At 59.5% G+C, this 23,681-nt stretch carries 25 protein-coding genes; 13 read left to right on the forward strand and 12 right to left on the reverse strand.

Going from position 1 to position 23,681, the window contains the following annotated elements; all coding sequences use genetic code 11:
- Window positions 1–65: 65 nt before the first annotated feature.
- The gene (locus B0D71_RS24015) at window positions 66–1,094 is read left to right on the forward strand and encodes an IS110 family RNA-guided transposase (RefSeq protein WP_103392895.1); all 1,029 of its coding nucleotides are present in this window, start codon (window positions 66–68) and stop codon (window positions 1,092–1,094) included.
- A gap of 340 nt (window positions 1,095–1,434) precedes the next feature.
- Here B0D71_RS24015 and msrB read toward each other — a convergent pair whose 3' ends face one another.
- Window positions 1,435–1,830: a peptide-methionine (R)-S-oxide reductase MsrB gene (gene msrB / locus B0D71_RS24020; protein WP_103397089.1), complete on the reverse strand. Its 396-nt coding sequence runs from the start codon at window positions 1,828–1,830 to the stop codon at window positions 1,435–1,437.
- Between the two features lie 226 nt (window positions 1,831–2,056).
- On the opposite strand from msrB, the gene B0D71_RS24025 reads away from it, so the two are divergent.
- On the forward strand, window positions 2,057–3,268 hold the full coding sequence (locus B0D71_RS24025; protein WP_008017190.1) for a pyridoxal phosphate-dependent aminotransferase: 1,212 nt from the start codon (window positions 2,057–2,059) through the stop codon (window positions 3,266–3,268).
- Window positions 3,269–3,585: 317 nt separating this feature from the next.
- A complete protein-coding gene (htpX, locus tag B0D71_RS24030; RefSeq protein ID WP_095061105.1) occupies window positions 3,586–4,476 on the forward strand; it encodes a protease HtpX in 891 nt (296 codons plus the stop codon).
- Window positions 4,477–4,645: 169 nt separating this feature from the next.
- Here the strand turns inward: htpX and B0D71_RS24035 are convergent, their stop codons facing one another.
- Entirely contained in the window at window positions 4,646–5,302 is a 657-nt protein-coding gene (locus B0D71_RS24035; RefSeq protein WP_103396933.1) for a thiopurine S-methyltransferase, read from the reverse strand.
- A 102-nt stretch (window positions 5,303–5,404) separates the two neighbouring features.
- On the opposite strand from B0D71_RS24035, the gene B0D71_RS24040 reads away from it, so the two are divergent.
- The gene (locus B0D71_RS24040) at window positions 5,405–6,172 is read left to right on the forward strand and encodes a DODA-type extradiol aromatic ring-opening family dioxygenase (RefSeq protein WP_103396934.1); all 768 of its coding nucleotides are present in this window, start codon (window positions 5,405–5,407) and stop codon (window positions 6,170–6,172) included.
- A gap of 140 nt (window positions 6,173–6,312) precedes the next feature.
- Here B0D71_RS24040 and B0D71_RS24045 read toward each other — a convergent pair whose 3' ends face one another.
- Window positions 6,313–7,986 carry a DEAD/DEAH box helicase gene (locus B0D71_RS24045; protein ID WP_103396935.1) on the reverse strand — a complete coding sequence of 558 codons (1,674 nt, stop codon included), beginning with the start codon at window positions 7,984–7,986 and terminating at the stop codon, window positions 6,313–6,315.
- Window positions 7,987–8,409: 423 nt separating this feature from the next.
- Here B0D71_RS24045 and B0D71_RS24055 point away from each other — a divergent pair, with 423 nt between their 5' ends.
- Window positions 8,410–9,201, forward strand: coding sequence for a crotonase/enoyl-CoA hydratase family protein (locus tag B0D71_RS24055; protein ID WP_103396936.1), 792 nt, complete (start codon window positions 8,410–8,412; stop codon window positions 9,199–9,201).
- A 114-nt stretch (window positions 9,202–9,315) separates the two neighbouring features.
- On the opposite strand, the gene B0D71_RS24060 is transcribed toward B0D71_RS24055, so the two are convergent.
- Window positions 9,316–10,071: a spermidine synthase gene (locus B0D71_RS24060; RefSeq protein ID WP_103396937.1), complete on the reverse strand. Its 756-nt coding sequence runs from the start codon at window positions 10,069–10,071 to the stop codon at window positions 9,316–9,318.
- A gap of 150 nt (window positions 10,072–10,221) precedes the next feature.
- Here B0D71_RS24060 and B0D71_RS24065 point away from each other — a divergent pair, with 150 nt between their 5' ends.
- Window positions 10,222–11,568, forward strand: coding sequence for a class II 3-deoxy-7-phosphoheptulonate synthase (locus B0D71_RS24065; protein ID WP_008017196.1), 1,347 nt, complete (start codon window positions 10,222–10,224; stop codon window positions 11,566–11,568).
- Between the two features lie 23 nt (window positions 11,569–11,591).
- Here B0D71_RS24065 and B0D71_RS24070 read toward each other — a convergent pair whose 3' ends face one another.
- Complete coding sequence (locus B0D71_RS24070) at window positions 11,592–12,821, reverse strand: winged helix-turn-helix domain-containing protein (RefSeq protein ID WP_103396938.1); 1,230 nt, start codon at window positions 12,819–12,821, stop codon at window positions 11,592–11,594.
- An 80-nt stretch (window positions 12,822–12,901) separates the two neighbouring features.
- Window positions 12,902–13,117, reverse strand: coding sequence for a DUF1127 domain-containing protein (locus B0D71_RS24075; protein ID WP_007973532.1), 216 nt, complete (start codon window positions 13,115–13,117; stop codon window positions 12,902–12,904).
- A gap of 95 nt (window positions 13,118–13,212) precedes the next feature.
- On the opposite strand from B0D71_RS24075, the gene B0D71_RS24080 reads away from it, so the two are divergent.
- A complete protein-coding gene (locus tag B0D71_RS24080) occupies window positions 13,213–14,067 on the forward strand; it encodes a LysR substrate-binding domain-containing protein (protein WP_103396939.1) in 855 nt (284 codons plus the stop codon).
- On the opposite strand, the gene B0D71_RS24085 is transcribed toward B0D71_RS24080, so the two are convergent.
- Window positions 14,057–14,791 (reverse strand): sulfite exporter TauE/SafE family protein, encoded by a 735-nt coding sequence (locus tag B0D71_RS24085; protein ID WP_103396940.1) that lies wholly within the window; start codon window positions 14,789–14,791, stop codon window positions 14,057–14,059. The two genes, B0D71_RS24080 and B0D71_RS24085, sit on opposite strands and share 11 nt — an antisense overlap.
- A gap of 127 nt (window positions 14,792–14,918) precedes the next feature.
- Here B0D71_RS24085 and B0D71_RS24090 point away from each other — a divergent pair, with 127 nt between their 5' ends.
- The 4 genes from B0D71_RS24090 to B0D71_RS24105 all read left to right on the forward strand — a co-directional run bounded on the left by B0D71_RS24090 (window position 14,919) and on the right by B0D71_RS24105 (window position 18,108).
- Window positions 14,919–15,875, forward strand: coding sequence for a LysR family transcriptional regulator (locus tag B0D71_RS24090; RefSeq protein ID WP_103396941.1), 957 nt, complete (start codon window positions 14,919–14,921; stop codon window positions 15,873–15,875).
- Between the two features lie 67 nt (window positions 15,876–15,942).
- A complete protein-coding gene (locus B0D71_RS24095; RefSeq protein ID WP_103396942.1) occupies window positions 15,943–16,404 on the forward strand; it encodes a MarR family winged helix-turn-helix transcriptional regulator in 462 nt (153 codons plus the stop codon).
- 233 nt (window positions 16,405–16,637) lie between these two features.
- Window positions 16,638–17,057: an organic hydroperoxide resistance protein gene (locus B0D71_RS24100; protein WP_046031808.1), complete on the forward strand. Its 420-nt coding sequence runs from the start codon at window positions 16,638–16,640 to the stop codon at window positions 17,055–17,057.
- A gap of 34 nt (window positions 17,058–17,091) precedes the next feature.
- A complete protein-coding gene (locus B0D71_RS24105; protein WP_103396943.1) occupies window positions 17,092–18,108 on the forward strand; it encodes an alpha/beta hydrolase in 1,017 nt (338 codons plus the stop codon).
- A 176-nt stretch (window positions 18,109–18,284) separates the two neighbouring features.
- Here B0D71_RS24105 and B0D71_RS24110 read toward each other — a convergent pair whose 3' ends face one another.
- Together B0D71_RS24110 and earP are read right to left on the reverse strand one after the other, a co-directional pair.
- Window positions 18,285–18,854, reverse strand: a complete 570-nt coding sequence (locus B0D71_RS24110; protein ID WP_007955690.1) for an elongation factor P — start codon at window positions 18,852–18,854, stop codon at window positions 18,285–18,287.
- Between the two features lie 48 nt (window positions 18,855–18,902).
- Complete coding sequence (gene earP, locus B0D71_RS24115) at window positions 18,903–20,045, reverse strand: elongation factor P maturation arginine rhamnosyltransferase EarP (RefSeq protein ID WP_103396944.1); 1,143 nt, start codon at window positions 20,043–20,045, stop codon at window positions 18,903–18,905.
- 124 nt (window positions 20,046–20,169) lie between these two features.
- On the opposite strand from earP, the gene B0D71_RS24120 reads away from it, so the two are divergent.
- Both B0D71_RS24120 and B0D71_RS24125 read left to right on the forward strand, forming a co-directional pair.
- Window positions 20,170–20,580: a hypothetical protein gene (locus tag B0D71_RS24120; protein ID WP_103396945.1), complete on the forward strand. Its 411-nt coding sequence runs from the start codon at window positions 20,170–20,172 to the stop codon at window positions 20,578–20,580.
- A gap of 2 nt (window positions 20,581–20,582) precedes the next feature.
- A complete protein-coding gene (locus B0D71_RS24125; RefSeq protein WP_103396946.1) occupies window positions 20,583–21,065 on the forward strand; it encodes a GreA/GreB family elongation factor in 483 nt (160 codons plus the stop codon).
- A gap of 16 nt (window positions 21,066–21,081) precedes the next feature.
- Here the strand turns inward: B0D71_RS24125 and cysB are convergent, their stop codons facing one another.
- From cysB to B0D71_RS24140, 3 genes are all read right to left on the reverse strand, one after another.
- On the reverse strand, window positions 21,082–22,056 hold the full coding sequence (gene cysB, locus B0D71_RS24130) for an HTH-type transcriptional regulator CysB (protein ID WP_046043380.1): 975 nt from the start codon (window positions 22,054–22,056) through the stop codon (window positions 21,082–21,084).
- A 113-nt stretch (window positions 22,057–22,169) separates the two neighbouring features.
- Window positions 22,170–22,673: a universal stress protein gene (locus tag B0D71_RS24135; RefSeq protein WP_103396947.1), complete on the reverse strand. Its 504-nt coding sequence runs from the start codon at window positions 22,671–22,673 to the stop codon at window positions 22,170–22,172.
- 95 nt (window positions 22,674–22,768) lie between these two features.
- Entirely contained in the window at window positions 22,769–23,674 is a 906-nt protein-coding gene (locus B0D71_RS24140; RefSeq protein WP_103396948.1) for a 5'-nucleotidase, read from the reverse strand.
- Window positions 23,675–23,681 lie beyond the last annotated feature (7 nt).

Below are 23,681 nucleotides of genomic sequence, written 5' to 3' on the forward strand. Positions count from 1 at the left end.
CCCCCCCGCTGCCCCCTGTGATCGCCCACTAAGCTTTCACAGAGGGCTCATCGGAGATCATTGCCATGAACAACGTAGCTATTGCCGCCATCGACCTCGGAAAACATTCCTTTCATCTTCATGCTCAAGATGATCGCGGCCACGAGGTTCACCGCAGAAAGTTTACGCGCGCAGCACTCACCCAATATCTGGCGAAACTGGAACCCTGCACCGTCGTGATGGAAGCCTGTGGCGGCGCCCATTTCATGGCGCAGGAAGTCGCCAAGCTGGGGCATACGCCCAAGCTTATTGCGCCACATCTGGTACGCCCTTACGTGAAGAGCAACAAAAACGACTTCGCTGATGCCGAAGCGATCTGCGAGGCGGCGACCCGGCCCACAATGCGCTTCGTGCACCCCAAAACCCAGGCTCAGCAGGCGCTGGCGATGCTCAATTCGGTTCGTGAGTCGTTCATCAAAGACCGTACCGCCACCGTCAATCGGATTCACGCAGCCCTGCTGGAGGTGGGTATCAGCCTGGCTCCCGGCTTCAAATCCATCAAAGAGCTTCCAGCATTGCTTGAGATGAGTTCATTTTCCGGCTCCATCAAAAAAATTCTGATGGGGTTGCATGAGCACTTCAACTATCTGGATGGGAAGGTCAAAGCGCTGGACAAGGAGGTGGAATGCCAAGCAGCTGAAGATGATCTGGCGGCTCGTTTGATGACCATGCCGTGTGTCGGCCCGATCACCTCCAGCGCCTTGGCTGCCGAGTTGGGCGATGGCAAACAGTTCAAATGCGGCCGAGGCTATGCGGCGTCGATCGGGCTGGTACCCAAACAGCACGGTACGGGCGATAAAACCGTGTTGCTCGGCATCAGTAAACGCGGCGATCGAAATCAGAGGCGCCTGCTCATCCAGTGCGCCCGTGTGTACTTGATACAACTGGAACGACAGAAAGGCGCCTTGGCGGACTGGGTCCGCCAACTATTAGCTTCCCGCCATCACTCCAATCTCGTGGTCTGCGCACTGGCCAACAAGCTGGCAAGAATCGCCTGGGCGATAGCCGCACATCACACTGAATTCGATGCGGGGCCAGCCGCGATGAACGCCTGACCCCGCTGTCACCCGAGCACCACCCACCTGGTTTTGCGATGCTGGATAACTGATGACGTGAACGGCCAACCGGCCTGACGACAACCCTGGGCTCCTACACGGCTGTAAGGCCGTTCAACTAATTAGGGTCGTTGGGCATCGATTCTCATCGAGGCGCGGGGCGACACCCCCACTCAGACGCCGGATAGATGAAAGCAAGCCAAACACGCATCAAATACAGTATTGCAGAAAAGGGGGTAACCATAGATGTAGGAGCCGGCTTGCCGGCAATGGCGTCCTTTGGTGCACCGCTGCACTTTAGGGCCTCTTCGCTGGCAAGCCAGCTCCTACAGGGCTCGCATTACGAGCGGGGCACCAGGTCCAGGCACACCGAGTTGATGCAATAACGCAGGCCCGTCGGCGGCGGACCATCAGGAAATACGTGCCCCAGGTGCGCATCGCATTTGGCGCAGACCACTTCGGTGCGGATCATGCCATGGCTGATATCACGGATTTCGGTCATGGCGCTGTCGCCGATCGGCGCATAGAAGCTCGGCCAGCCGCAGCCGGAATCGAACTTGGTCGTTGAGTCGAACAGCGGCTCGTTGCAGCAGATGCAGTGGTAGATACCGTCGGTCTTGGTGGCGTTGTACTTGCCGGAAAACGGTCGTTCGGTGCCCTTGAGACGACAAACGTTGTACTGCTCTGGATCGAGCATCGCCTTCCATTCTTCCAGGGTTTTTTCCAACTTTTCCATCATCACACCTCAGCAGCTGAAAAAGCCCGATCTGTACCTTTTCCACGGATCGGGCGGCACGTATGATTGCGCCTCGTCAAACGCCAGTCTGGCAGCCAGACCACGCGCATTCAAACGGAAATATGGGTGCTGCATCTCAAGGCGTCAGGCCTGTGTGAATACGCAGGATTCCCAGCACGGTTGCCCAAACGCCGTCTGGATCGTTCATTTTCGGGAACACATCGCCATGCAGGTCAGCAAATCGAACAAGCTCGCCAACGTCTGCTACGACATTCGCGGCCCGGTGCTCAAGCACGCCAAGCGCCTGGAAGAGGAAGGCCATCGCATCCTCAAGCTGAACATCGGCAACCCGGCGCCCTTTGGTTTCGAAGCACCGGATGAAATCCTCCAGGACGTGATCCGCAACCTGCCGACCGCCCAGGGCTATAGCGACTCCAAAGGCCTGTTCAGTGCACGCAAGGCCGTGATGCAGTACTACCAGCAAAAACAGGTAGAAGGCGTCGGCATTGAAGACATCTATCTGGGCAACGGCGTTTCCGAACTGATCGTGATGTCGATGCAGGCCCTGCTCAACAATGGCGACGAAGTGCTGGTGCCTGCGCCTGACTATCCGCTGTGGACAGCAGCCGTGAGCCTGTCCGGCGGCAACCCGGTGCACTACCTGTGCGACGAGCAAGCCAACTGGTGGCCGGACCTGGCCGACATCAAGGCCAAGATCACTCCGAACACCAAGGCGCTGGTGATCATCAACCCGAACAACCCGACCGGCGCGGTGTATTCGAAGGAAGTGCTGCTGGGCATGCTGGAACTGGCCCGCCAGCACAATCTGGTGGTGTTCTCCGACGAGATCTACGACAAGATCCTCTACGATGATGCCGTACACATCTGCACCGCCTCCCTGGCGCCGGACCTGCTGTGCCTGACCTTCAACGGCCTGTCCAAGTCCTATCGCGTGGCCGGCTTCCGTTCTGGCTGGATCGCCATTTCCGGTCCGAAGCACCATGCCCAGAGCTACATCGAAGGCATCGACATGCTGGCGAACATGCGCCTGTGCGCCAACGTACCGAGCCAGCACGCGATCCAGACCGCCCTGGGCGGCTATCAGAGCATCAATGACCTGGTGCTGCCGCCGGGCCGTTTGCTGGAACAGCGCAACCGCACCTGGGAATTGCTCAACGATATTCCGGGCGTGAGCTGCGTCAAGCCGATGGGCGCGCTGTATGCATTCCCGCGGATCGACCCCAAGGTCTGCCCGATCCACAACGACGAAAAGTTCGTCCTCGACCTGCTGCTTTCCGAAAAGCTGTTGGTGGTTCAAGGCACCGCATTCAACTGGCCATGGCCGGACCACTTCCGCGTCGTGACCTTGCCACGTGTCGATGACCTGGAGATGGCCATCGGACGCATCGGCGGCTTCCTCAAGTCCTACCGCCAGTAAGCGGCCAGTCACCGTGCGACACTCTTGCACGTCGCACGGTGATTCATCCGGCAACACTTGTTTGCATTCCACCCTTGGCAGCCGCTTTGCCCACTGCTGGATGACGCTTTGCCCGCTCGCGCCTAACAAAGGCGGGGGTCTTCGACATGATTTGACTGACAAACACTTCCCGCAAACTCGTCGGAAAAGCCCTGCAAGCAGCTAGACTGTTGCCGTAGGACACAGTTTGAAATAGTCACCCGGTTGAATACCCCGGTGCAGCACCTTATATACCCCGCAGTACGCTACATCTTAAGCATGAGGAGATTTCTACAACCATGATGCGCATCCTGCTGTTCTTGGCCACTAACCTGGCGGTCGTGCTGATTGCCAGCATCACCCTGAGCCTTTTCGGCTTCAACGGGTTCATGGCGGCCAATGGGGTTGACCTCAACCTCAATCAGCTGCTGATTTTCTGTGCGGTCTTTGGTTTCGCCGGTTCGCTGTTCTCGCTGTTCATCTCCAAGTGGATGGCGAAGATGAGCACCAGCACCCAGATCATCACCCAGCCACGTACCCGTCACGAGCAATGGCTGCTGCAAACCGTCGAGCAACTGTCCCGCGAGGCCGGGATCAAGATGCCCGAAGTCGGTATCTTCCCGGCCTACGAGGCGAACGCCTTCGCCACCGGCTGGAACAAGAACGACGCGCTGGTCGCCGTGAGCCAGGGCCTGCTCGAGCGTTTCTCGCCGGATGAAGTGAAAGCCGTTCTCGCCCACGAAATCGGCCACGTGGCCAATGGCGACATGGTTACCCTGGCACTGATCCAGGGCGTGGTGAACACCTTCGTGATGTTCTTCGCACGGATCATCGGCAATTTCGTCGACAAGGTGATCTTCAAGAACGAAGAAGGCCAGGGCATTGCCTACTACGTGGCAACCATTTTCGCGGAACTGGTTCTGGGCATCCTGGCCAGCTCCATCGTCATGTGGTTCTCGCGCAAGCGCGAATTCCGTGCCGACGAAGCTGGTGCAAACCTGGCCGGCACCGCCGCGATGATTGGCGCCCTGCAACGCCTGCGGGCCGAACAAGGCCTGCCGGTGCACATGCCCGACACCCTGAACGCCTTCGGCATCAACGGTGGCATCAAGCAAGGGTTCGCTCGCATGTTCATGAGCCACCCGCCACTGGAAGAGCGCATCGACGCTCTGGCTCGTCGCCGGGGCTAACAGGCTTCTCAGCAAATCAAAAGGCCCGCAGTGATGCGGGCCTTTTTTTTGTCTGCTGGAATGTTTCGGTGTTTTTTAGGGCCTCTTCGCGGTGCAAGCCCGCTCCCACAGGGGATCGCGGTCAAATGTGGGAGCTTGCTCGCGAAGGGGCCAGTGCAGCTAACCGACCCTACCGACTGGAAACACGATACACACGCTCCTCAAGCCGCGTTACACCCGCCTCCAGAAACTTCCCGCTCTCATTCAACACATCCTGATCCTCCAGGATCTTCAGCGCCCATGAGTCTCCGAACAACCGCCGAACCTCATCATCGAGTACAGCAAACGGCGGGCCGGGCATTTGCGACTGTTCATAGTCCAGCGTAATCAGCAGTCCAAGGGACTCCTTTGGCAGGATCCGCTTCAGATGGGCGGCATAGCGCTCTCGCATTTCCGCCGGCAGCGCGATCAACGCGGCGCGATCATAAAGCGCGGAGCAATCGGCAACATCGCCTGCCGTCAGCTCGAAGAAATCGCCGCACCACAGCTCAATGGAACCTGCCCGATAAACCTTGAACGGCCCCTGCTCGCTGACGGCCGGATCAAAGCCATGTTCGCTGAAAAACTCCTCGACAGCTTTTTCAGACAGTTCGACTCCCAAGACCTCATGGTCTTGATGGGCGAGCCATAGCAAATCCAGGCTTTTTCCACATAGCGGCACCAACACGCGCGCGCCTTCTTCAAGGCTTAACGCTGGCCAGAACCGCTTCAGATGAGGGTTCACTTGCGGCAGGTGAAAGCCGATCTGATTCGACGCCCACTTCTTGTGCCAAAACTCCGGTTGCATAAATAACCCCGAAAATTCGATCAAAACACCCTAAAACTTATATTAGATTTAGATTAATGATCTGACTGAAGATGTTGCATCTTAACTCTCAGGAGCTCATTCATGTTCCCCAGTCTGTACATATCCCACGGCTCCCCCATGCTCGCCCTGGAACCCGGCGCCAGCGGCCCCGCACTCGCCCGCCTGGCCGCCGAGATCCCGAAGCCCAAGGCCATCGTGATTGTGTCTGCGCACTGGGAAAGCAATGAGCTGTTGGTCAGCGCAAATCCACAACCGGAAACCTGGCACGATTTCGGTGGTTTCCCCAAAGCCCTGTTCGAGGTCCAGTACCCGGCTCCCGGCGATCCACGACTCGCCGCAGAGGTTTGCCAATTATTGAAAGACGATGGCCTACCTGTCCGTATCGACAGCAACCGGCCTTTCGACCATGGCGTCTGGGTACCGTTGTCATTGATGTATCCGCAAGCGGATATCCCGATTGTGCAGGTATCTCTGCCGACTCGTGGCGGCCCTGCCCTGCAGACCCGCGTTGGCCACGCACTGGCCAGCCTGCGCGAGCACGGCGCCTTGCTGATCGGCTCCGGCAGCATCACTCACAACCTGCGGGAACTCGACTGGCATGCCGGCCCCGAGAGCGTTGAGCCCTGGGCCCTGGTGTTTCGCGACTGGATGATCGAGAAACTCGCAGCGAACGACGAAGCCGCCCTGCATGACTATCGCGCGCAAGCACCGAATGCCGTGCGTAATCATCCCAGCGATGAACACTTGTTGCCGCTGTACTTTGCCCGCGCTGCCGGTGGGCAATTCAGCGTTGCCCACCAAGGGTTCACCATGGGCGCACTGGGCATGGACATCTACCGCTTCGGCTGACAGGCAGACCGCGTCGCGGCCTTCGACTTGCTCGCGAAGGCCAGCGACACAACTCAAACGCCGAACACAAATCAGCAGGCAAAAAAATCCCCGAACCAGTCGGGGATTTTTTATGTTCGATCAATCAGCCCGAGAGCGGATCAATCTTCGCGGTAGCGACGCAGCTTCAACTGTTTGCCAGCAACGCGAGTGTCCTTCAGCTTGGTCAGCAACTTCTCAAGACCATCTTCCGGCAGCTCGACGAGGCTGAAGCTGTCACGCACCTGGATGCGACCGATCGCTTCACGTGCCAGACCACCTTCATTGAGGATGGCGCCCAGCAGGTTCTTGGCAGCGATACCGTCACGCGCGCCCAGCGCGGTACGGCAACGTGCACGGCCTTCGCCCAGTGGCATCGGAGCACGACGCTCACGGTCACCACGCTCAGGACGATCACCGGAACGCTCTGGACGATCGCCACGCGGTGCGTTGTTTGGCACCAGTGGACGTTCTTTCTCGATTGCAGCCAGGGTCAGCGCTTGAGCGTTGGTTGCCTTGCGCAGAAGGGCTGCGGCCAGGGCACGCGGGGTGCAACCGATGTCGGCAGTCAGGCGATCCAGCAGATCACCATGGGTCGATTCGGCATCGGCCACCAGCGGCGACAGGCTGTTGGTCAGTTTCTTGATGCGCGCATCGAGAACAGCTTGAGCGTCCGGCAGGCGAACTTCAGCAACCTTTTGACCGGTTACACGCTCGATCACTTGCAGCATGCGGCGCTCACGCGGAGTCACCAGCAGCAGTGCACGACCTTCGCGACCGGCACGGCCGGTACGGCCGATACGGTGAACGTAGGACTCTGGGTCGTACGGCATGTCAACGTTGAACACGTGAGTGATGCGCGGAACGTCCAGGCCACGAGCGGCAACGTCGGTCGCCACAACGATGTCCAGACGGCCATCCTTGAGGGAGTCGATCACGCGCTCACGCTGGTTCTGGGCGATGTCACCGTTCAGCGCGGCGGCTTTGTAGCCTTTGGCTTCCAGGGCACTGGCCAAATCCAGGGTCGCTTGCTTGGTGCGCACGAACATGATCAGGGCGTCGAAATCTTCCACTTCCAGCAAGCTGAGAACGGCGGAGGTCTTCTGGTCAGCGTGAACCAACAGGTGAGCCTGTTCGATCGCGGTAACGGTCTGGGTCTTGGTCTGGATCTTCACGTGTTGCGGATCGCGCAGGTGGCGTTCGGCAATGGCACGGATCGACTGCGGCAAGGTGGCCGAGAACAATACGGTCTGACGGGTTGCAGGCAGAGCCTTGAAGATAACTTCCAGGTCGTCCATGAAGCCCAGCTTGAGCATTTCGTCGGCTTCGTCGAGAACCAGGTGGTTCACGGTCGCCAGTACTTTTTCGTCGCGACGCAAGTGGTCGCACAGACGGCCCGGAGTGGCGACAACGATCTGTGCGCCATTACGGATTGCTTTCAGCTGTGGGCCCATCGGCGCGCCGCCGTAGACAGCCACAACAGTTACGCCCGGCATTTGCTTGGCATAAGTTTCGAAAGCGGTTGCAACTTGTAGCGCCAACTCACGAGTTGGGGCCAGGATCAGGGCTTGCGGTTCGCGCTTTGCAGGATCGATGCGATGCAGGATCGGCAGGGCGAACGCAGCGGTTTTACCCGTACCGGTTTGCGCCTGACCAATCATGTCGTGACCGGCCATGATGATCGGGATCGATTGCTGCTGAATAGCCGATGGCTCTTCGTAGCCAGTCGCGGTGACGGCTGCAAGAATATTCGGATTAAGATTAAAAGCGGCGAAGCCGCCGGATTCCTGGGTCATGGGTCTGCCTCTAAGTGCATCCGCAAAGACCCATGCTCCAAAGCTGCGCGTGCCGTGTTGAGACTCAAGAGTCGCCCTGGCAGCTTTGTCGGCGGGGATTTGCGAAAACGAATGAATGAAAAGAATCGTCAAGGAAGAGTCCGCTGGGCGGACGAGCAGCCGAAGCTGGCTTCGGGGAATTGCGCTACCTAAACGCGGCCCGGTTAAAGGCCGGCGCGCACTATACCGGAATTCGCCCAAAAAGGGAGCTTTTTTTATCGGAAATCCACCGGATACACCGTTGTGTCACAGGCTTTGCGAATAATCGATCAGCCGTCTATTTTTCAAAGGCCCGGCCTTGCGGGTGACGGCGCTAAAACGGTTCACCTTTTGCTGTGCAGACCGCCGGTCTGGCACGCCTTTCCCACCCCCGAGGATCGCTCCATGAATCTGCCCTGCTCCAGTCGAGTCAGCCGCGAACGGCATGGCCATGTGTTCATGATCGGTCTGGATCGGGTGGCCAAGCGCAATGCCTTCGATCTCGACCTGATCAATGCCTTGAGTCTGGCCTATGGCGAATTCGAGGCCGATAGCGAGGCGCGCGTGGCGGTGGTGTTCGCTCATGGCGAGCACTTCACCGCCGGACTCGATCTGGTCAATGCCAGCGTCACACTGGCAGATGGCTGGCAGGTTCCACCCGGCGGCTGTGATCCGTGGGGAGTGTTCGCAGGTCCCAGGGTCAGCAAACCGGTGATCGTCGCCGCCCAAGGCTATTGCCTGACCGTCGGCATCGAATTGATGCTGGCCGCCGACATTAACTTGTGCGCCAGCAATACCCGGTTCGCGCAGATGGAAGTGCAACGCGGGCTCTTTCCGTTCGGCGGCGCCACCCTGCGCCTGCATCAGGTTTCCGGTTGGGGTAATGCCATGCGCTGGTTGTTGACCGGTGATGAGTTCGACGCCCGTGACGCCTTGCATCTGGGTCTAGTGCAGGAGGTCATGGCCAGCGAGGACTTGCTGCCCCGGGCGATTGAACTGGCCGAGCGGATCGCCCGTCAGGCACCGCTTGGTGTGCAGGCGACGCTGATGTCCGCGCGACAGGCCCGCTATGAAGGGGAAACTGCGGCGGCACAGGCGTTGCCGTCGCTGGTCAAGAAGTTGATGGCTAGCGAGGATGTCAAGGAGGGTGTGCGGTCGATGGTGGAGCGGCGGCCCGGGGTTTTCAAAGGGATTTAACCCTGTATTGCCAGTTAGAAAGCCATCGCGAGCAAGCTCGCTCCTACAGTGGGTCTTCGGTGTCCACAAGTCCCTGTGTGCGAGCTTGCTCGCGAAGGGGCCATCAGAGACAACTCAGGTAGCCGGGCGAATCGCCTTGATCAAGGAATCCAGCGAATACCCCAACCGCGGCGCCAGCGCTTCGGCGCGGGCGATCAGGGCGCCCATGTCGAGTTCTTGATCCAGTTCCGACGGCACGATCAGAATCACATTGCCCTCCTTCACCGGCAGCTCCCAGTAATGTCGGTGGTACAAACCACGCAACAACGCGGCGCCCAAGGGTTTGCCATCGTCGGTAGCCCACTGATTGATCACCAGCCAGCCACCTGGATTCAATCGCTTCTGGCAGTTTTCCAGAAAACTCCAGGCCAGATGCCCGACTCCCGGTCCGACGTCGGTATAAAGGTCGACGAAAATCAGGTCGGCCGATTCGGCGGTGTCCAGCAACTCCAGCGCATCGCCAACTCGGATGTACAGGCGCGGATCGTCATCCAGCCCCAGGTACTCAATGGCCAGGCGCGGTACGTCCGGGCGCAGCTCGATGGCTTCGACATCTTCCAGCGGCAGGAACTTGAGGCAGGCCTGGGTCAGCGTCCCGGCACCGAGGCCGAGAAACAGCGCACTTTCCGGCTGCTCGTGGCACAGCGCACCGATCAGCATCGCCCGGGTGTAGTCGTATTCGAGCCAGCTCGGATCGGCCGTGAACACGCAGCTTTGCTCGATGGCATCACCGAACTCGAGAAAACGGTAATCGGCCACTTCCAGCACACGAATCACACCGAACTCGTCCTGCACCTCGGCGAGCAGATGCTCGACGCGCTCCTCAGTCATTTCATCTCCTGATCGTCACCGGGGCCGGCAACGCAATAACACCGCGTGTAGAAAGCGGCAAAGGCGAGATTGTCAACGAAGCAACGGGAACAGGTCACGCACTAATTTGCTGATAACATGGACGTCCAAGCGAAAACACTAGAGACCGTGATGAGCCAACCCTGGAGCCCTGACAGCTGGCGCGCCCTGCCGATCCAGCAACAACCCCAATACCCCGACGCTGCGCATTTGCAGCAGGTCGAGCAGACCCTGGCCAGCTATCCGCCGCTGGTGTTTGCCGGTGAAGCCCGGGAGTTACGCCGTCAGTTTGCCGAGGTGACCCAGGGCCGCGCGTTTCTGTTGCAGGGTGGCGATTGCGCCGAAAGCTTCGCCGAATTCTCCGCCGCGAAAATCCGCGACACCTTCAAGGTGTTGCTGCAGATGGCGATCGTGATGACTTTTGCCGCCGGTTGCCCGGTGGTCAAGGTCGGGCGCATGGCCGGGCAGTTCGCCAAGCCGCGCTCGGCCAACGACGAAACCATCGATGGCGTGACCCTGCCCGCCTACCGCGGCGACATCGTCAATGGCATCGGTTTCGACGAAAAAAGCCGCGTGCCGGATCCGGAGCGCCTGCTGCAGTCCTATCACCAGTCCACTGCCACCCTGAACCTGTTACGCGCGTTCGCCCAGGGCGGTTTTGCCGACCTGCATCAGGTACACAAGTGGAACCTGGATTTCATTGCCAACTCGGCGCTGGCGGAAAAATACAGCCACCTGGCCGATCGCATCGATGAAACCCTGGCGTTCATGCGCGCCTGCGGCATGGACAGTTCGCCGCAGCTACGCGAAACCAGTTTCTTCACCGCCCACGAGGCGCTGCTGCTCAACTACGAAGAAGCTTTCGTGCGTCGCGACAGCCTGACCAACGATTACTACGACTGCTCGGCCCACATGCTGTGGATCGGCGACCGCACCCGCCAGCTCGACGGCGCCCACGTCGAATTCCTGCGTGGGGTGAACAACCCGATCGGGGTCAAGGTTGGCCCGAGCATGAACCCCGACGACCTGATTCGACTGATTGACGTGCTCAATCCGGACAACGACCCGGGCCGCCTGAACCTGATCGCACGGATGGGCGCGAACAAGGTCGGCGATCACTTGCCGCAACTGATCCGTGCCGTCCAGCGCGAAGGCAAGCAGGTGCTGTGGAGTTCCGACCCGATGCACGGCAACACCATCAAGGCCAGCAGCGGCTACAAGACCCGCGACTTCGCGCAGATTCTCGGCGAGGTGAAGCAGTTCTTCCAAGTACACGAAGCCGAAGGCAGTTATGCCGGTGGCATTCACATTGAGATGACCGGGCAGAACGTGACCGAGTGCATCGGTGGTGCACGACCGATCACCGAGGATGGCTTGTCGGATCGCTACCATACCCATTGCGACCCGCGGATGAATGCCGATCAGTCGCTGGAGCTGGCGTTTTTGATTGCCGAGACACTGAAGCAGGTTCGGCGGTAAATAGCATGAAGCCTATCGCAGGCTCAATCACCCTCAATCTGCGCCAATGCCACCCGCAACCGCGCAGCACTCGCCCTAGGGCAATTCAACTGTACCTGCGCCAACCCCAGCCAATCCGCCATCTGCCGCAGATTGAGCGCCAACGCCAGCATCCCATCGTCGTCCAGCCCCGTCTCTTCTTCATGCACTGCATGCACCGCCAAACGGCCGGTCGCCCGCTCGGCGCGCAGATCGACCCGCGCGGCAATCCGTTCGTTGTGCAAAAACGGCAGGACGTAATAGCCGTAAACGCGCTTGTCCTGTGGCGTGTAGATCTCCAGCCGATAACGGAAATCAAACAGCCGCTCGGTCCGGCTGCGCTCCCAGATCAGCGAATCGAACGGTGAGAGCAAGGCACTGGCCGCGACTTTGCGCGGCACTTTAGGCTCAGGCAGACAATAGGCCGGCTGTCGCCAGCCCTGGACTTCGCAGATCAGTAATTCACCGGCCTCGACCAACTCGGCCAAACGTGGACGACTGTCCGCGGGGCTCAAGCGAAAATAGTCACGCAAGTCCTTCTCCGTACCGACACCCAAGGCCGTAGCAGCATGCCGCAACAGGCCACGCTGGGCGTCGCCCTCACACAGGACGGGCTGTGCGAGTATCGCGGAGGGAATCACCCGTTCCGGCAAATCGTAGAGCCTTTCAAATCCGCGCCGTCCGGCAACGGTCACTTCGCCGGCAGCGAACAACCACTCCAGCGCATGCTTTTCCGCGCTCCAGTCCCACCAAGGCCCGGCCCGCTCCTGACGAGTCGACAAGCTCCCGGCGCCAAGCGCGCCCTGCTCCTCAACCGAAGCCAGCACCCGACGAATCGTGTCTTGCTGTTCACGCCCAAAACGCGCCAATTGCTGATAGATGTCTTCGCCACGACTCGCACGCTGCATGCGCCAACGCATCAACGGGTACATGGAAAGGGGAAGCAGCGAGGCTTCATGGCCCCAATACTCAAATAATGTTCGTCGGCGGCCCTGACTCCAGGCAGCCTGGTCGAGCAAACCGGAAGAGTAGTTACCGAGGCGGGAAAACAGCGGAAGGTAGTGCGAACGCACCAATGCATTGACCGAATCGATCTGCAAAATGCCCAGCCGTTCGATCAGTCGGTTGAGCGCAACCGCCTTGATCGTCGCTGGCGGCTGCCGCCCGTTGAACCCTTGGGTGGACAGCGCCAGACGCCGAGCCTGTTTGAGGGTAAAGGACAACGTTGCGGGCATGGGCATCTCCTTGTCTGCTCGCAACCTACCTCACCGGTAAGGGGTTTGTGTAGCGTGGCATTCATCATTTATCAATTGGGTCATTTATGCATCGGGTCGCTCCAGAACGGCTTGATCGACTCGTTCTCCACATCCGCACGGCTCATGCCGATGTCCTTGAGTGCTTCGTCGCTCAAGCTCGCCAGCAGTTCGCGCTCGCGATGCAGTTCGTACCAGCGGCCGACCTTGTGCAGCAGATCGGATATCAGGTGAATCGAGTGTTTTTCTGCGCCATGGAACTCGTGTTGACCTTTCATCTTGTTGCCCTCCGTTTGGATGGCTCCAGTCTCGTCCCGGGTCTAAGATCAATCCAACGAATGTTTCTGATGTCACATATCTCGGAGATTGATGGATGTCAGCCTACCCGAGCATCGATACCGAAGTGCTGCGCACCTTCGTCGCCATCGCCGACCAGGGCGGCTTTACGCGCGCCGGCGAACTGGTCAACCGCACCCAGTCAGCCGTCAGCATGCAGATGAAGCGACTGGAAGAAGACGTGCTGCAGCGTCAGTTGTTTCAGCGTGACGGACGGCAGGTGCGACTGACGGCCGAAGGCCAGGTATTGCTGGGCTATGCGCGGCGAATCCTCAAGTTGCACAGCGAAGTGTTCAACACCCTGCGCGAACCCGATATGGTCGGCTCGGTGCGCATCGGTACCCCGGACGATTATGTGATGCGGTTCCTGCCAGGGATCCTGCGGCGGTTTGCCCAGTCCTACCCGCTGATCCAGATCGAAGTGCACTGCGAATCATCAAAACAACTGTTGATGCGCCAGGACCTGGACCTGTCCATCGTGACCCGCGAACCGGGCAGCGAAATCGGCCAGTTGTTGCGCAAGGAGCGCTTCGTCTGGGCCGAGGCGCAATGCTACAGCGCCCACGAGCAGACGCCGCTGCCACTGGCAATGTTCAACAGTGATTGCTTCTGCCGCCAGTGGGCCTGCAATGCCCTGGATGCCCAGGGGCGCGATTACCGGGTGGCGTACAACAGCGACAGCCTGTCGGCAATCATGGCGGTGGTGAGCGCCGGGCTGGCGGTCACTGCGCAGCTTGAAAGCCTGATTACCGCGGACATGCGCATCCTCGGCGAGGCCGAAGATCTGCCGCTACTGCCAGAGGCCAGCATCATGCTCGTGCGCAACCTGCATAACCCGTCACCGATCACTGAGTGCCTGGCCGAACACATCATTGAAGGTTTCAAACTTTGAAGGCGAGCATCACCGCACAGAACACCAGGAACCCGCAAAACAGCCCGCGCAGCAGCCGCTCCGGCAATGCGTGGGCAACCTTCACGCCCCAACTGATGCTCATCAGCCCACCGACCGCCAAGGGCAAGCCGATCACCCAGTCGACCTGATGGTGCACAGCATAAGTCACCAGCGTCACCCCCGTGCTCGGCAAGGCCAGCGCCAACGACAACCCCTGCGCAACCACCTGGCTGGTGCCGAACAGACTGGTCAGCACCGGTGTCGCCACCACCGCGCCCCCCACGCCGAACAACCCGCCCACTACGCCTGATGCAGCGCCAAGCACGCCCAGCCAGGGCCACGAGTAGTTCATCTGCGAGGCCGCCGGGGCACTGGCGGCGAACATGCGAACAAGGTTGTACATCGACAGTGCGATTAGAAACGCGACAAAGCCTATACGCATGGTTTGCGCATCGATGCCTACCGCCCAGATCGATCCGAGCCAGGCGAAGCAGAACCCCATGACGGCCAGCGGTAACGCGTGGCGCAGTTCGATCCGGTTGCGCTGATGGTAGCGCCACAGCGCCAGCATCACATTCGGCACCACCATCACCAACGCCGTGCCCTGGGCAATCTGCTGATCGAGCCCGAACAGCACACCCAACAGCGGAATGGCAATCAGGCCGCCGCCGATACCAAACAATCCGCCAAGCGTGCCCAAGGCAGCGCCGAACACCAGATACATCAAAAACTCAATCACTGCATTTTCCCCGTTGCCGTCAGGCCTTTGATCCTACGCAGTTGCTGCTGGCGCGGAAACGCACAGCAACGCACAATGGCTGTGCCAAATTCGCACAAGCACAAACCCCGCCATGAACCCCAATCAACTGACCGACCAACTGGTTTTGTTTCTCGACGTGCTGGAAACCGGCAGTTTTTCCGCCGCCTCGCGCCGCCATCCGCTGACCCCTTCTGCCGTGGCACGGCGTATCGACAACCTGGAAAACGCGGTCGCCAGTCAGTTGTTCATCCGCAGCACTCATGCGGTACGCGCCACCCCGGCGGGATTGGCCTTTGCCGAACGAGCACGGCGGATCGTCGCCGAGTTGCGCCTGGCCCGGGCCGAGGCAGTGTCTTTGAGTAGCGCGCCGGAAGGTCTGATCCGTATCGATGCGCCAGCAGCCTTTGGGCGCCGGCACTTGGCACCGGTGATTGCCGACTTCCTCATGCTCTATCCGGGACTCGATGTGCAACTGCACCTGATCGACAGCTTTGTCGACATGCAGGGCCAGAACCTCGGCAAGGTTGACCTGGTGCTGCGCGCCGGGCAATTGGCCGACACCCGGTTGGTGGCCACTTCACTGGCGAGCATCGTGCGCGTCGCCTGCGCCAGCCCCGATTATTTGTGGCGACGCGGCGTACCGACCGATCCGTCACAACTGAGTGAACACGACGGGCTCGACTGGGACGGCCTGGCCCCGCTCTTCGCCTGGCGCTTCGAGCAGGACGGGCAAATGCAGTTGCACCGGCCGGCGCGGGTCCGCATGAGCGCCAACAATGCCGAGGCGCTGGTAAGCGGCGCATTGGCCGGGCTGGGTATCGCGCACCTGCCGACCTGGCTGGCCAGCGAGTACCTGTTGCGCGGTGAATTGCTGCCGCTGTTCTGCGACAGCGGCCTGCCGAAACCGGAAAACGCCGGCATCTATGCCTTGCGCCTGGAACAACAACCCAACTCTCGCAGTCGTTTACTGCTGGAGTACCTGAAAACCCGCTTCAGCCCGGTGCCGCCCTGGGATCTGCTGCTGCAAACCCATTTGCAACGGCACTGATCAAAATTATCTGGCGCATTAAAGATTCGCCCGCTAGATTCCAGAGATCACAGATCAAGGCTTCAACATGACCACCGAGCGCAACACCCCGGACAACTGCGACAACCTGCTGCTGGATAACCAGGCCTGCTTCGCCCTGCATTCCACTTCGCTGATGATGACCAAGGTCTACAAACCCTTGCTGCAAGCGCTGGGCCTGACCTACCCGCAATACCTGGCGATGATGGTGTTGTGGGAGCGGGATGGTTTGACCGTAGGTGAAATCAGCACGCGATTGCTGACCGATCCGGGCTCGTTGACGCCGCTGCTCAAGCGCCTGGAAGCCGAAGGCCTGCTCAGCCGTACCCGCAGCCGCGAGGATGAGCGGGTGGTAATCGTCGAACTCACCGAACAAGGCCGGGCCTTGCGCGACAAGGCCCGGGACATTCCTCAATGCATCCTCGGCACCAGCGGGATGACCCTGGAGCGTCTGCAAAACCTGCAAGCAGAGCTGCAAGCGCTGCGGCACCACCTGCAAGACAGTCTGTAATTTCAACACCACCAAAAAACCAATGTTGTTTTGTGCTGTGCTCCCCCCTCTCAAACCCTCCAGTCGCTCTAACTCGATAGTTCCAGCCCACCCTGTTCAACCGTTCGTCCGTCCAGGCAAAATTATTTTGTTTTATCTTGCGCGCTAAATATTTGCGCGATACATTCACCTCGCAATTACTTAGCGCGCAAACATTTAGCGCAAATATAAAAACCCTGAACGAGGCTTTCACCATGCAAACTCTCTACACCGCAATCGCAACTTCCACCGGTGGTCGTGACGGTCGTGCGGTTTCCAGCGACAACATCCTCGACGTCAAGCTCGCGACGCCGAAAGAACTCGGCGGTGCTGGCGGTGCAGCCACCAACCCTGAGCAACTGTTCGCCGCCGGTTACTCCGCCTGCTTCATCGGCGCCCTGAAATTCGTGGCCAGCCAGACCAAGCGCAGCATTCCCAACGACGCTTCGATCACCGCCCATGTCGGCATCGGCCAGATCCCTGGCGGCTTCGGTCTGGATATCGACCTGCACATCAGCCTGCCGGGTCTTGAACAGGCCGACGCACAAGCATTGGTCGATGCGGCCCACCAGGTCTGCCCGTACTCCAACGCCACCCGTGGCAACGTCGATGTGCGTCTGCACGTAACCGTCTAAGCGCTGACTACCCAGGTCCGAACAGGAAACGAACATGAACACTTTCAGCAAAGTCTTGACCGGTACCCTTCTTGCCTTGTCCATCAGCAACGCGTCTGCAGGAACCGGGGTTGAACACAACACCCAGGCATTCCTCGACGTTCTGAACGCCGGTACCGGCAAGCCGATGGAACAAATGACGCCCGCCGAGGCCCGCGGCGTTCTGGTAGGCGCGCAGGCCGGGGTGAAGCTGACGCTGCCAAAAGCCGATGTCAGCCAGAAGACCATCAAAGTGGATGGCCAGCCGATCAGCCTGACCATCGTCCGGCCAGCCGGGGTCAAGGGCGAGCTGCCCGTGTTCATGTTCTTCCACGGCGGTGGCTGGGTGTTGGGGGACTTCCCGACCCACGAGCGGCTGGTGCGTGACCTGGTGACGGGTTCGGGTGCAGCGGCCGTCTTCGTGAACTACACGCCGTCGCCGGAAGCGCATTACCCGGTAGCGATCAACCAGGCTTACGCCGCAACCCAATGGGTGGCCGAGCATGGTAAGGAGATCAACGTCGATGGCAAGCGCCTGGCGGTAGCCGGCAACAGTGTCGGCGGCAATATGGCGGCAGTGGTTGCGCTGATGGCCAAGGACAAGGGCACACCGGCGATCAGGTTCCAGGTGCTGTTGTGGCCGGTGACTGATGCCAACTTCGAAACGGCGTCCTACAACCAGTTCGCCGAAGGGCACTTCCTCACCAAAAACATGATGAAGTGGTTCTGGGACAACTACACCACCGACGCCAATCAGCGTAACGAGATCTACGCCTCGCCCCTGCGTGCGACCACCGCCCAGTTGAAAGGATTGCCTCCAGCGCTGGTACAGACCGCCGGTGCCGACGTGCTGCGCGACGAAGGCGAAGCCTACGCCCGTAAACTGGACGAGGCCGGTGTGCCGGTGACCTCGGTTCGCTACAACGGCATGATCCACGACTACGGTTTGCTTAACGTGGTGAGCCAGGTGCCAGCGGTGCGCTCGGCGATGCTGCAGGCTTCGCAGGAGCTCAAGGAACACCTGAAGAAGTAACACTCATCCTGTAGGAGCCCGGCTTGCCGGCGATAGCGGTCTCGAATACGCCATCGCCGGCAAGCCGGCTCCTACAGGGGGGATGAATTTCCGGGCCACCACGCGGGAACAGGTGTTACAACAGGCACAAAAAAGCCCGACTCAATGGTCGGGCTTTTTCATTCCTCAAGCAGTGCTTATTTGGCACGGCCTTTGTAGGAACCGCCTTCGCGGGTATCGATCTCGATCATGTCGCCGATTTCGATGAAGTCAGCAACCGACAGCTCGGTACCGTTCTTCAGTTTGGCAGGCTTCATTACCTTGCCGGAAGTGTCGCCGCGAGCGGAACCTTCGGTGTAGTCAACCTGACGCACGATGGTGGTCGGCAGCTCTACGGAAACCAGACGGCCTTCGAAGAATACGGCTTCGCAAACGTCGGTCATGCCTTCTTCCACGAATGGCAGAACGCTTTCGATGTCTTCGGCGTTCAGCTCGTACATGGTGTAGTCGGTGGTGTCCATGAACGTGTAGGAGTCGCCGCTGATGAAGGACAGGGTCGCTTCTTTACGGTCGAGGATCACGTCGTCCAGCTTGTCGTCCGCACCGTATACGGTTTCGGTCTTGTAGCCGGTCAGCAGGTTCTTCAGCTTGGTCTTCATGATCGCGCTGTTACGACCGGACTTGGTGAATTCAGCTTTCTGAACCAGCCAAGGATCGTTGTCGATACGGATCACGGTACCGGGTTTGAGTTCTTTACCAGTTTTCATTGCGAATATCCGAATTTGGATGGGATTTACAAAAATCTAGGCCGCGTATCATATCCAATTTCCATAAAACTGTACCAGCGCCGTGGCAAGATCGGCCTGCAAGGCCTGTTCCAGACACCACGCCTCGGCGTGTTTTTCCAGCTCTGGCCAGTATTTACGGGTGGATTGCCAGTGGTCGGGCATTTTTTCACCGGCGTTCCACGCCCGCCAAAGACCGCTGATCGCCTCCCGCGCAGGGTCCGAAAGCCCCTTCACATAGAGTTCGAGAAAGGCTTCGAGCTTGTCCAGGTGGATGTCTTCCTCCTGCTGGTAGATGTGCCAGAGAAATGGCCGACCCGCCCATTGAGCGCGCACGAAGGAATCTTCGCCGCGCACCGCGTTGAAATCGCAGCACCACAGCAACAAATCGTATTGATCCTGGCGGACGAACGGCAGCACTTGCACGGTCAGGGCATCACGTACATACACCGCACCAGCCGCCAGACCCTGCACACCGAGCCAATGTTCCACATCGCCCAGAATCCGCCCTTCCGGCACCAGCAGATGAGTGGCGGTCGAATCGCTGGCCATCGTATCGAGCCAACTGGCCAGCCCGGTGTTTTCATAGGCAAACAATGAGATCAACTGAGCGCCGGGGGCCCGATCAATCCCTAGACCGTGCAGGAATTCTCTTTGAGCTTGCGGGTTTTGCTGAAACTGCCGACGACGCTCAAGCAACCCGCGCTCACGCAACAACCCGCCAGTGCCCTTCTGGAACCCCGGGAAGAAAAAGAACTTCTGCACGCTTTTGTATTTCACCGAGGGCAAACCGTGGCAGCCGGTCACCCAGTCCTCGGCGCTCAGGTAATCCAGGTTCATCCACAGCGGTGGCTGCTCCCGCTCGGTCATGGCGTCCATATAGGCGCTTGGCAACTGGCAGGCAAAAGCGGCAATCACCACATCGGCGGCTTGCGTCGGCTGCCACTCGACTGGCCATTGACGCACGTCGACGTCTTGCTGGCGTTGCTGCGCAGCGCCAGTGTCGATTTCCGGACATATACGCTCGAACGCTCGCAGATCATCAACCCAAAGACGCACCGCCAGTCCATGCTCGGCCACCAGTTGCCGGGCCAGTCGCCAGGTGACACCGATGTCGCCGAAGTTGTCGACCACGGTGCAAAAAATATCCCAGCGGGTTTTCATTTCAGGCATTGCAGGCTCCCGTTGGCAAAGGCGCCGATTGTCCGCATAAATTACCCCGCGCAGAAGAGCCGACGGCGATTATTCTTCATGCGACAATCACCACTCGCCAGTGACCTTTCGCCAGGAGGCAAGCATGCCCCACCGTCCCACGCCGCGCCGATCCTTTCCAATCAGCCTCAACGCCCTGCAACTGACCGGCAGTATCGCCCTCGGCATGTGGCTGGGATTCATTGCCATTGTGCTGACCTGCTGGCTCGTCTCGCGCCTGCTTTTCAGCGAGCAACTGGCCCCCGTCACAGCGGCCGTAGAACAACTGGCCAAACCGCCCGTGGCAGCACAACCGATACCGGACATCCCGCCACAAAGCCCGCTGTTCGAGCAATACGAAGAAAACCTGCGCAAGAACGAGCAGCAGCAACGCCTCGATCAGGCACGCAGCAGCAGTCGCAATCTGTCCAACCCAAGCTGTCAGTTCTGGCTGCAGCAGGACCGCACTGCACACAGCGAAAAAAGCCGCGCCAACGTCCTGCATTTCTGCGATTGATCATGAATAAGCACACCGTCCACCAACTGATTCTCGACAAGCTGCGGATCGATCTCGACATCGCCGAACGGGCCGCGCAAACCGCATACGAAACGGCAACCCACGAAGAAAACATCGCCGAAAACAAGTACGACACCCTGGGGCTGGAGGCTTCGTATCTCGCGGCCGGACAAGCCAGACGGGTCGAGGAAATTCGTCAGTCCTTGGTCCTTTGCCAAAACCTCGCACTGCGTCCGTATGACGATCAGCGGGGCATCGAAGTGGGCGCGCTGCTCGGGCTCGAGGACGAAAAGGGCCGCGAACAATGGCTGTTTCTCGCCCCCGATGCAGCCGGGCTGAAGGTCGACCTGGTGGGGCAACTGATTACCGTCATCAGCCCGCGCTCACCGCTGGGCAAAAGCCTGCTGGGCAAGTTCGAGGGTGATGAGGTGGAGATTCTGGTGGCGGGCGCTCGGCAACAGTTCGCTGTCACCGAGGTGATTTGACCGGCGGGAAACGCTATCAGTGAACGGGCAGTTCGACACCTTCGAACAGTTCTTCCAGTTCCTGCTTGTTGTGGCATTGAATGGCCTTGGCCATGACTTCGCGGGTCAGGTGCGGCGCGAACTTCTCGATGAAGTCGCACATGAAGCCACGCAGGAAGGTGCCGCGGCGGAAGCCGATCTTGGTCACGCTGGACTCGAACAACTCACTGGCATCAAGCACCACCAGGTCGCTATCGAGTTTACTGTCGACGGCCATTTTCGCCACGATGCCCACGCCCAGGCCCAGGCGAACATAGGTCTTGATCACGTCGGCGTCGGCAGCAGTGAACACTACTTTCGGCGTCAGGCCGCGATGGCTGAAGGCTTCGTCGAGTTTCGAGCGGCCGGTAAAACCGAATACGTACGTCACGATCGGGTATTCGGCCAGCGCTTCGAGGGTCAGTTTCGACAACTTGGTCAGCGGGTGGCCCTGGGGCACGACCACGCAGCGGTTCCAGCGGTAGCACGGCATCATCACCAAATCGCCGAACAACTCGAGCGCTTCGGTGGCAATGGCGAAATCCACGGTGCCATCAGCCGCCATTTCGGCGATTTGCATCGGCGACCCCTGGTGCATGTGCAGGGCAACATCCGGGTATTGCTTGATGAAATTGCTGATCACCGGCGGCAACGCATAGCGCGCCTGGGTGTGAGTGGTGGCAATCGACAGGGTGCCTTTCTTCTCGTTGGAGAATTCCTGAGCGATCTGCTTGATGCTTTCAACCTTGCGCAGAATCTCGCCGGCGGTGGTGATGATGCGCTCGCCGGCCGGAGTAACGCGGGTCAGGTGCTTGCCGCTGCGGGCGAAAACCTCGACGCCCAGTTCATCCTCAAGCAGACGGATCTGTTTACTGATGCCCGGTTGAGAGGTGTAAAGACTTTGGGCTGTAGCGGAAACGTTGAGGTCGTGGTGCGCCACTTCCCAGATGTAGCGCAATTGTTGAAGCTTCATATGAATCCCTCAAAGCAGGTAGACGCCACGGGCATCAGCGACGATATATAACTATATTAATGGCACGAAGAATAAATCTAGAACTTTTTTATCAGATTGCCACTATTCGTGTTCTAGCGATCCCCTTGGCGGCGACGTTGCACCAGCGGCACCAGATAGACCGGCACCTTGGACAGTTGCAACACACGGGCGGCGGTTCGCCCCAGAGGCGTTTCCGCACCAGCACCATGGCTGTGACTACCTACGATCAATAAATCCACGGAGAGTTTCTGCGCCTGATCCAGAATCACCTGCGACGGATCCCCTTGCAGCACCCGTACAGCCTGAATTCGCTCCAGGTCGTGCTCGCCCTCTTCCCCCAACTCCTCACGAAAACTGTCGAGCACCCGCTGCTCGATACTGGCAATCACTGTATTCAGACCCTGGCTGTGAAACTCATTCAGTGCCTGCTCATCGAGATAACTTTGCAGCACCGATTCGGCAAACAACCCCATGGGTTCAACCGCATGCACGACATACAAACTGGCATTGAAAGTCCGGGCCAGCTCCAGGGCATGCTGCATCACCACGGGCGCGTACAGGCCAAGGTCAGTGGCGTACAGCATCGAACGAATCATATGACCTCCTCGACTGCCAACATGGCGGAGATTTGATTCAGCTTAGCAGTGCCTTGGCGACTGCGACGTCCGGCGCAACACATTGAACGGCGGGCTTAAACCTTTTGCTCGTTGCTTATGCCATGGGGCACATGACCGGTGGCGACGACTTCACGGGCCAATTCGCAGTGGCCGGCCTGATCGTCGAAAAACACATCGGCCGCGAAGGCTTCGAGAAAGGCTGACTTGGTCAGGCCGCCGAGGAAAAGCGACTCGTCGAGACGGATGTCCCATTCGCGCAACGTGCGAATCACCCGTTCATGGGCGGGCGCCGATCGCGCCGTGACCAGCGCGGTACGGATCGGACAGGCGTCCTCTGGAAACTCACGCTGCAACAGGTTGAGGGCCGCGAGAAAGCCCTTGAACGGCCCACCGCGCAACGGCTCACGGGCAGCTTCACGCTCACTGGCCTGGAACGCTTCCAGACCGTCAGCCTGATAAATGCGCTCCGACTCATCGGAAAACAGCACGGCGTCTCCGTCGAAGGCGATGCGCAATTCGTCACTGGCGGCACGGCTGGCACCGCCCGACAGAATGGTCGCCGCGGCGAACCCGGCGTCCAGTGCATTGCGTACGTCTTCGGCATGGGTCGAGAGAAACAGATCACAGCCAAAGGCCTTGAGGTAGGGATACGGACTGCGCCCGCCGACAAACGCCGCACGGGAAATCGCCAGTCCGTAGTGATCAATCGAGTTGAACACCCGCAACCCGGTGTCGGCGCTGTTGCGCGACACCAGAATCACCTCGACCCGGGCGCGGCCGAGGCTGTTGTTGAGGTTCAGGAGTTTCTGCACCAACGGGAAGGCATCGCCGGGCTCGAGAATTTCGTCTTCGTGTTCGATCTGATATTGCCGGTAGGCTTCGACGCCGCTCGACAGATAGACCTTGTGGCTTTCGCTCAGGTCGAACAGGGCCCGCGAAGAAATCGCCAGCACCAGCTTGTCGTCAATTGCCTTTGGCATGCCCTTC

This window comes from Pseudomonas laurylsulfativorans (assembly GCF_002906155.1).
GTDB classification, from domain to species: Bacteria; Pseudomonadota; Gammaproteobacteria; order Pseudomonadales; family Pseudomonadaceae; genus Aquipseudomonas; species Aquipseudomonas laurylsulfativorans.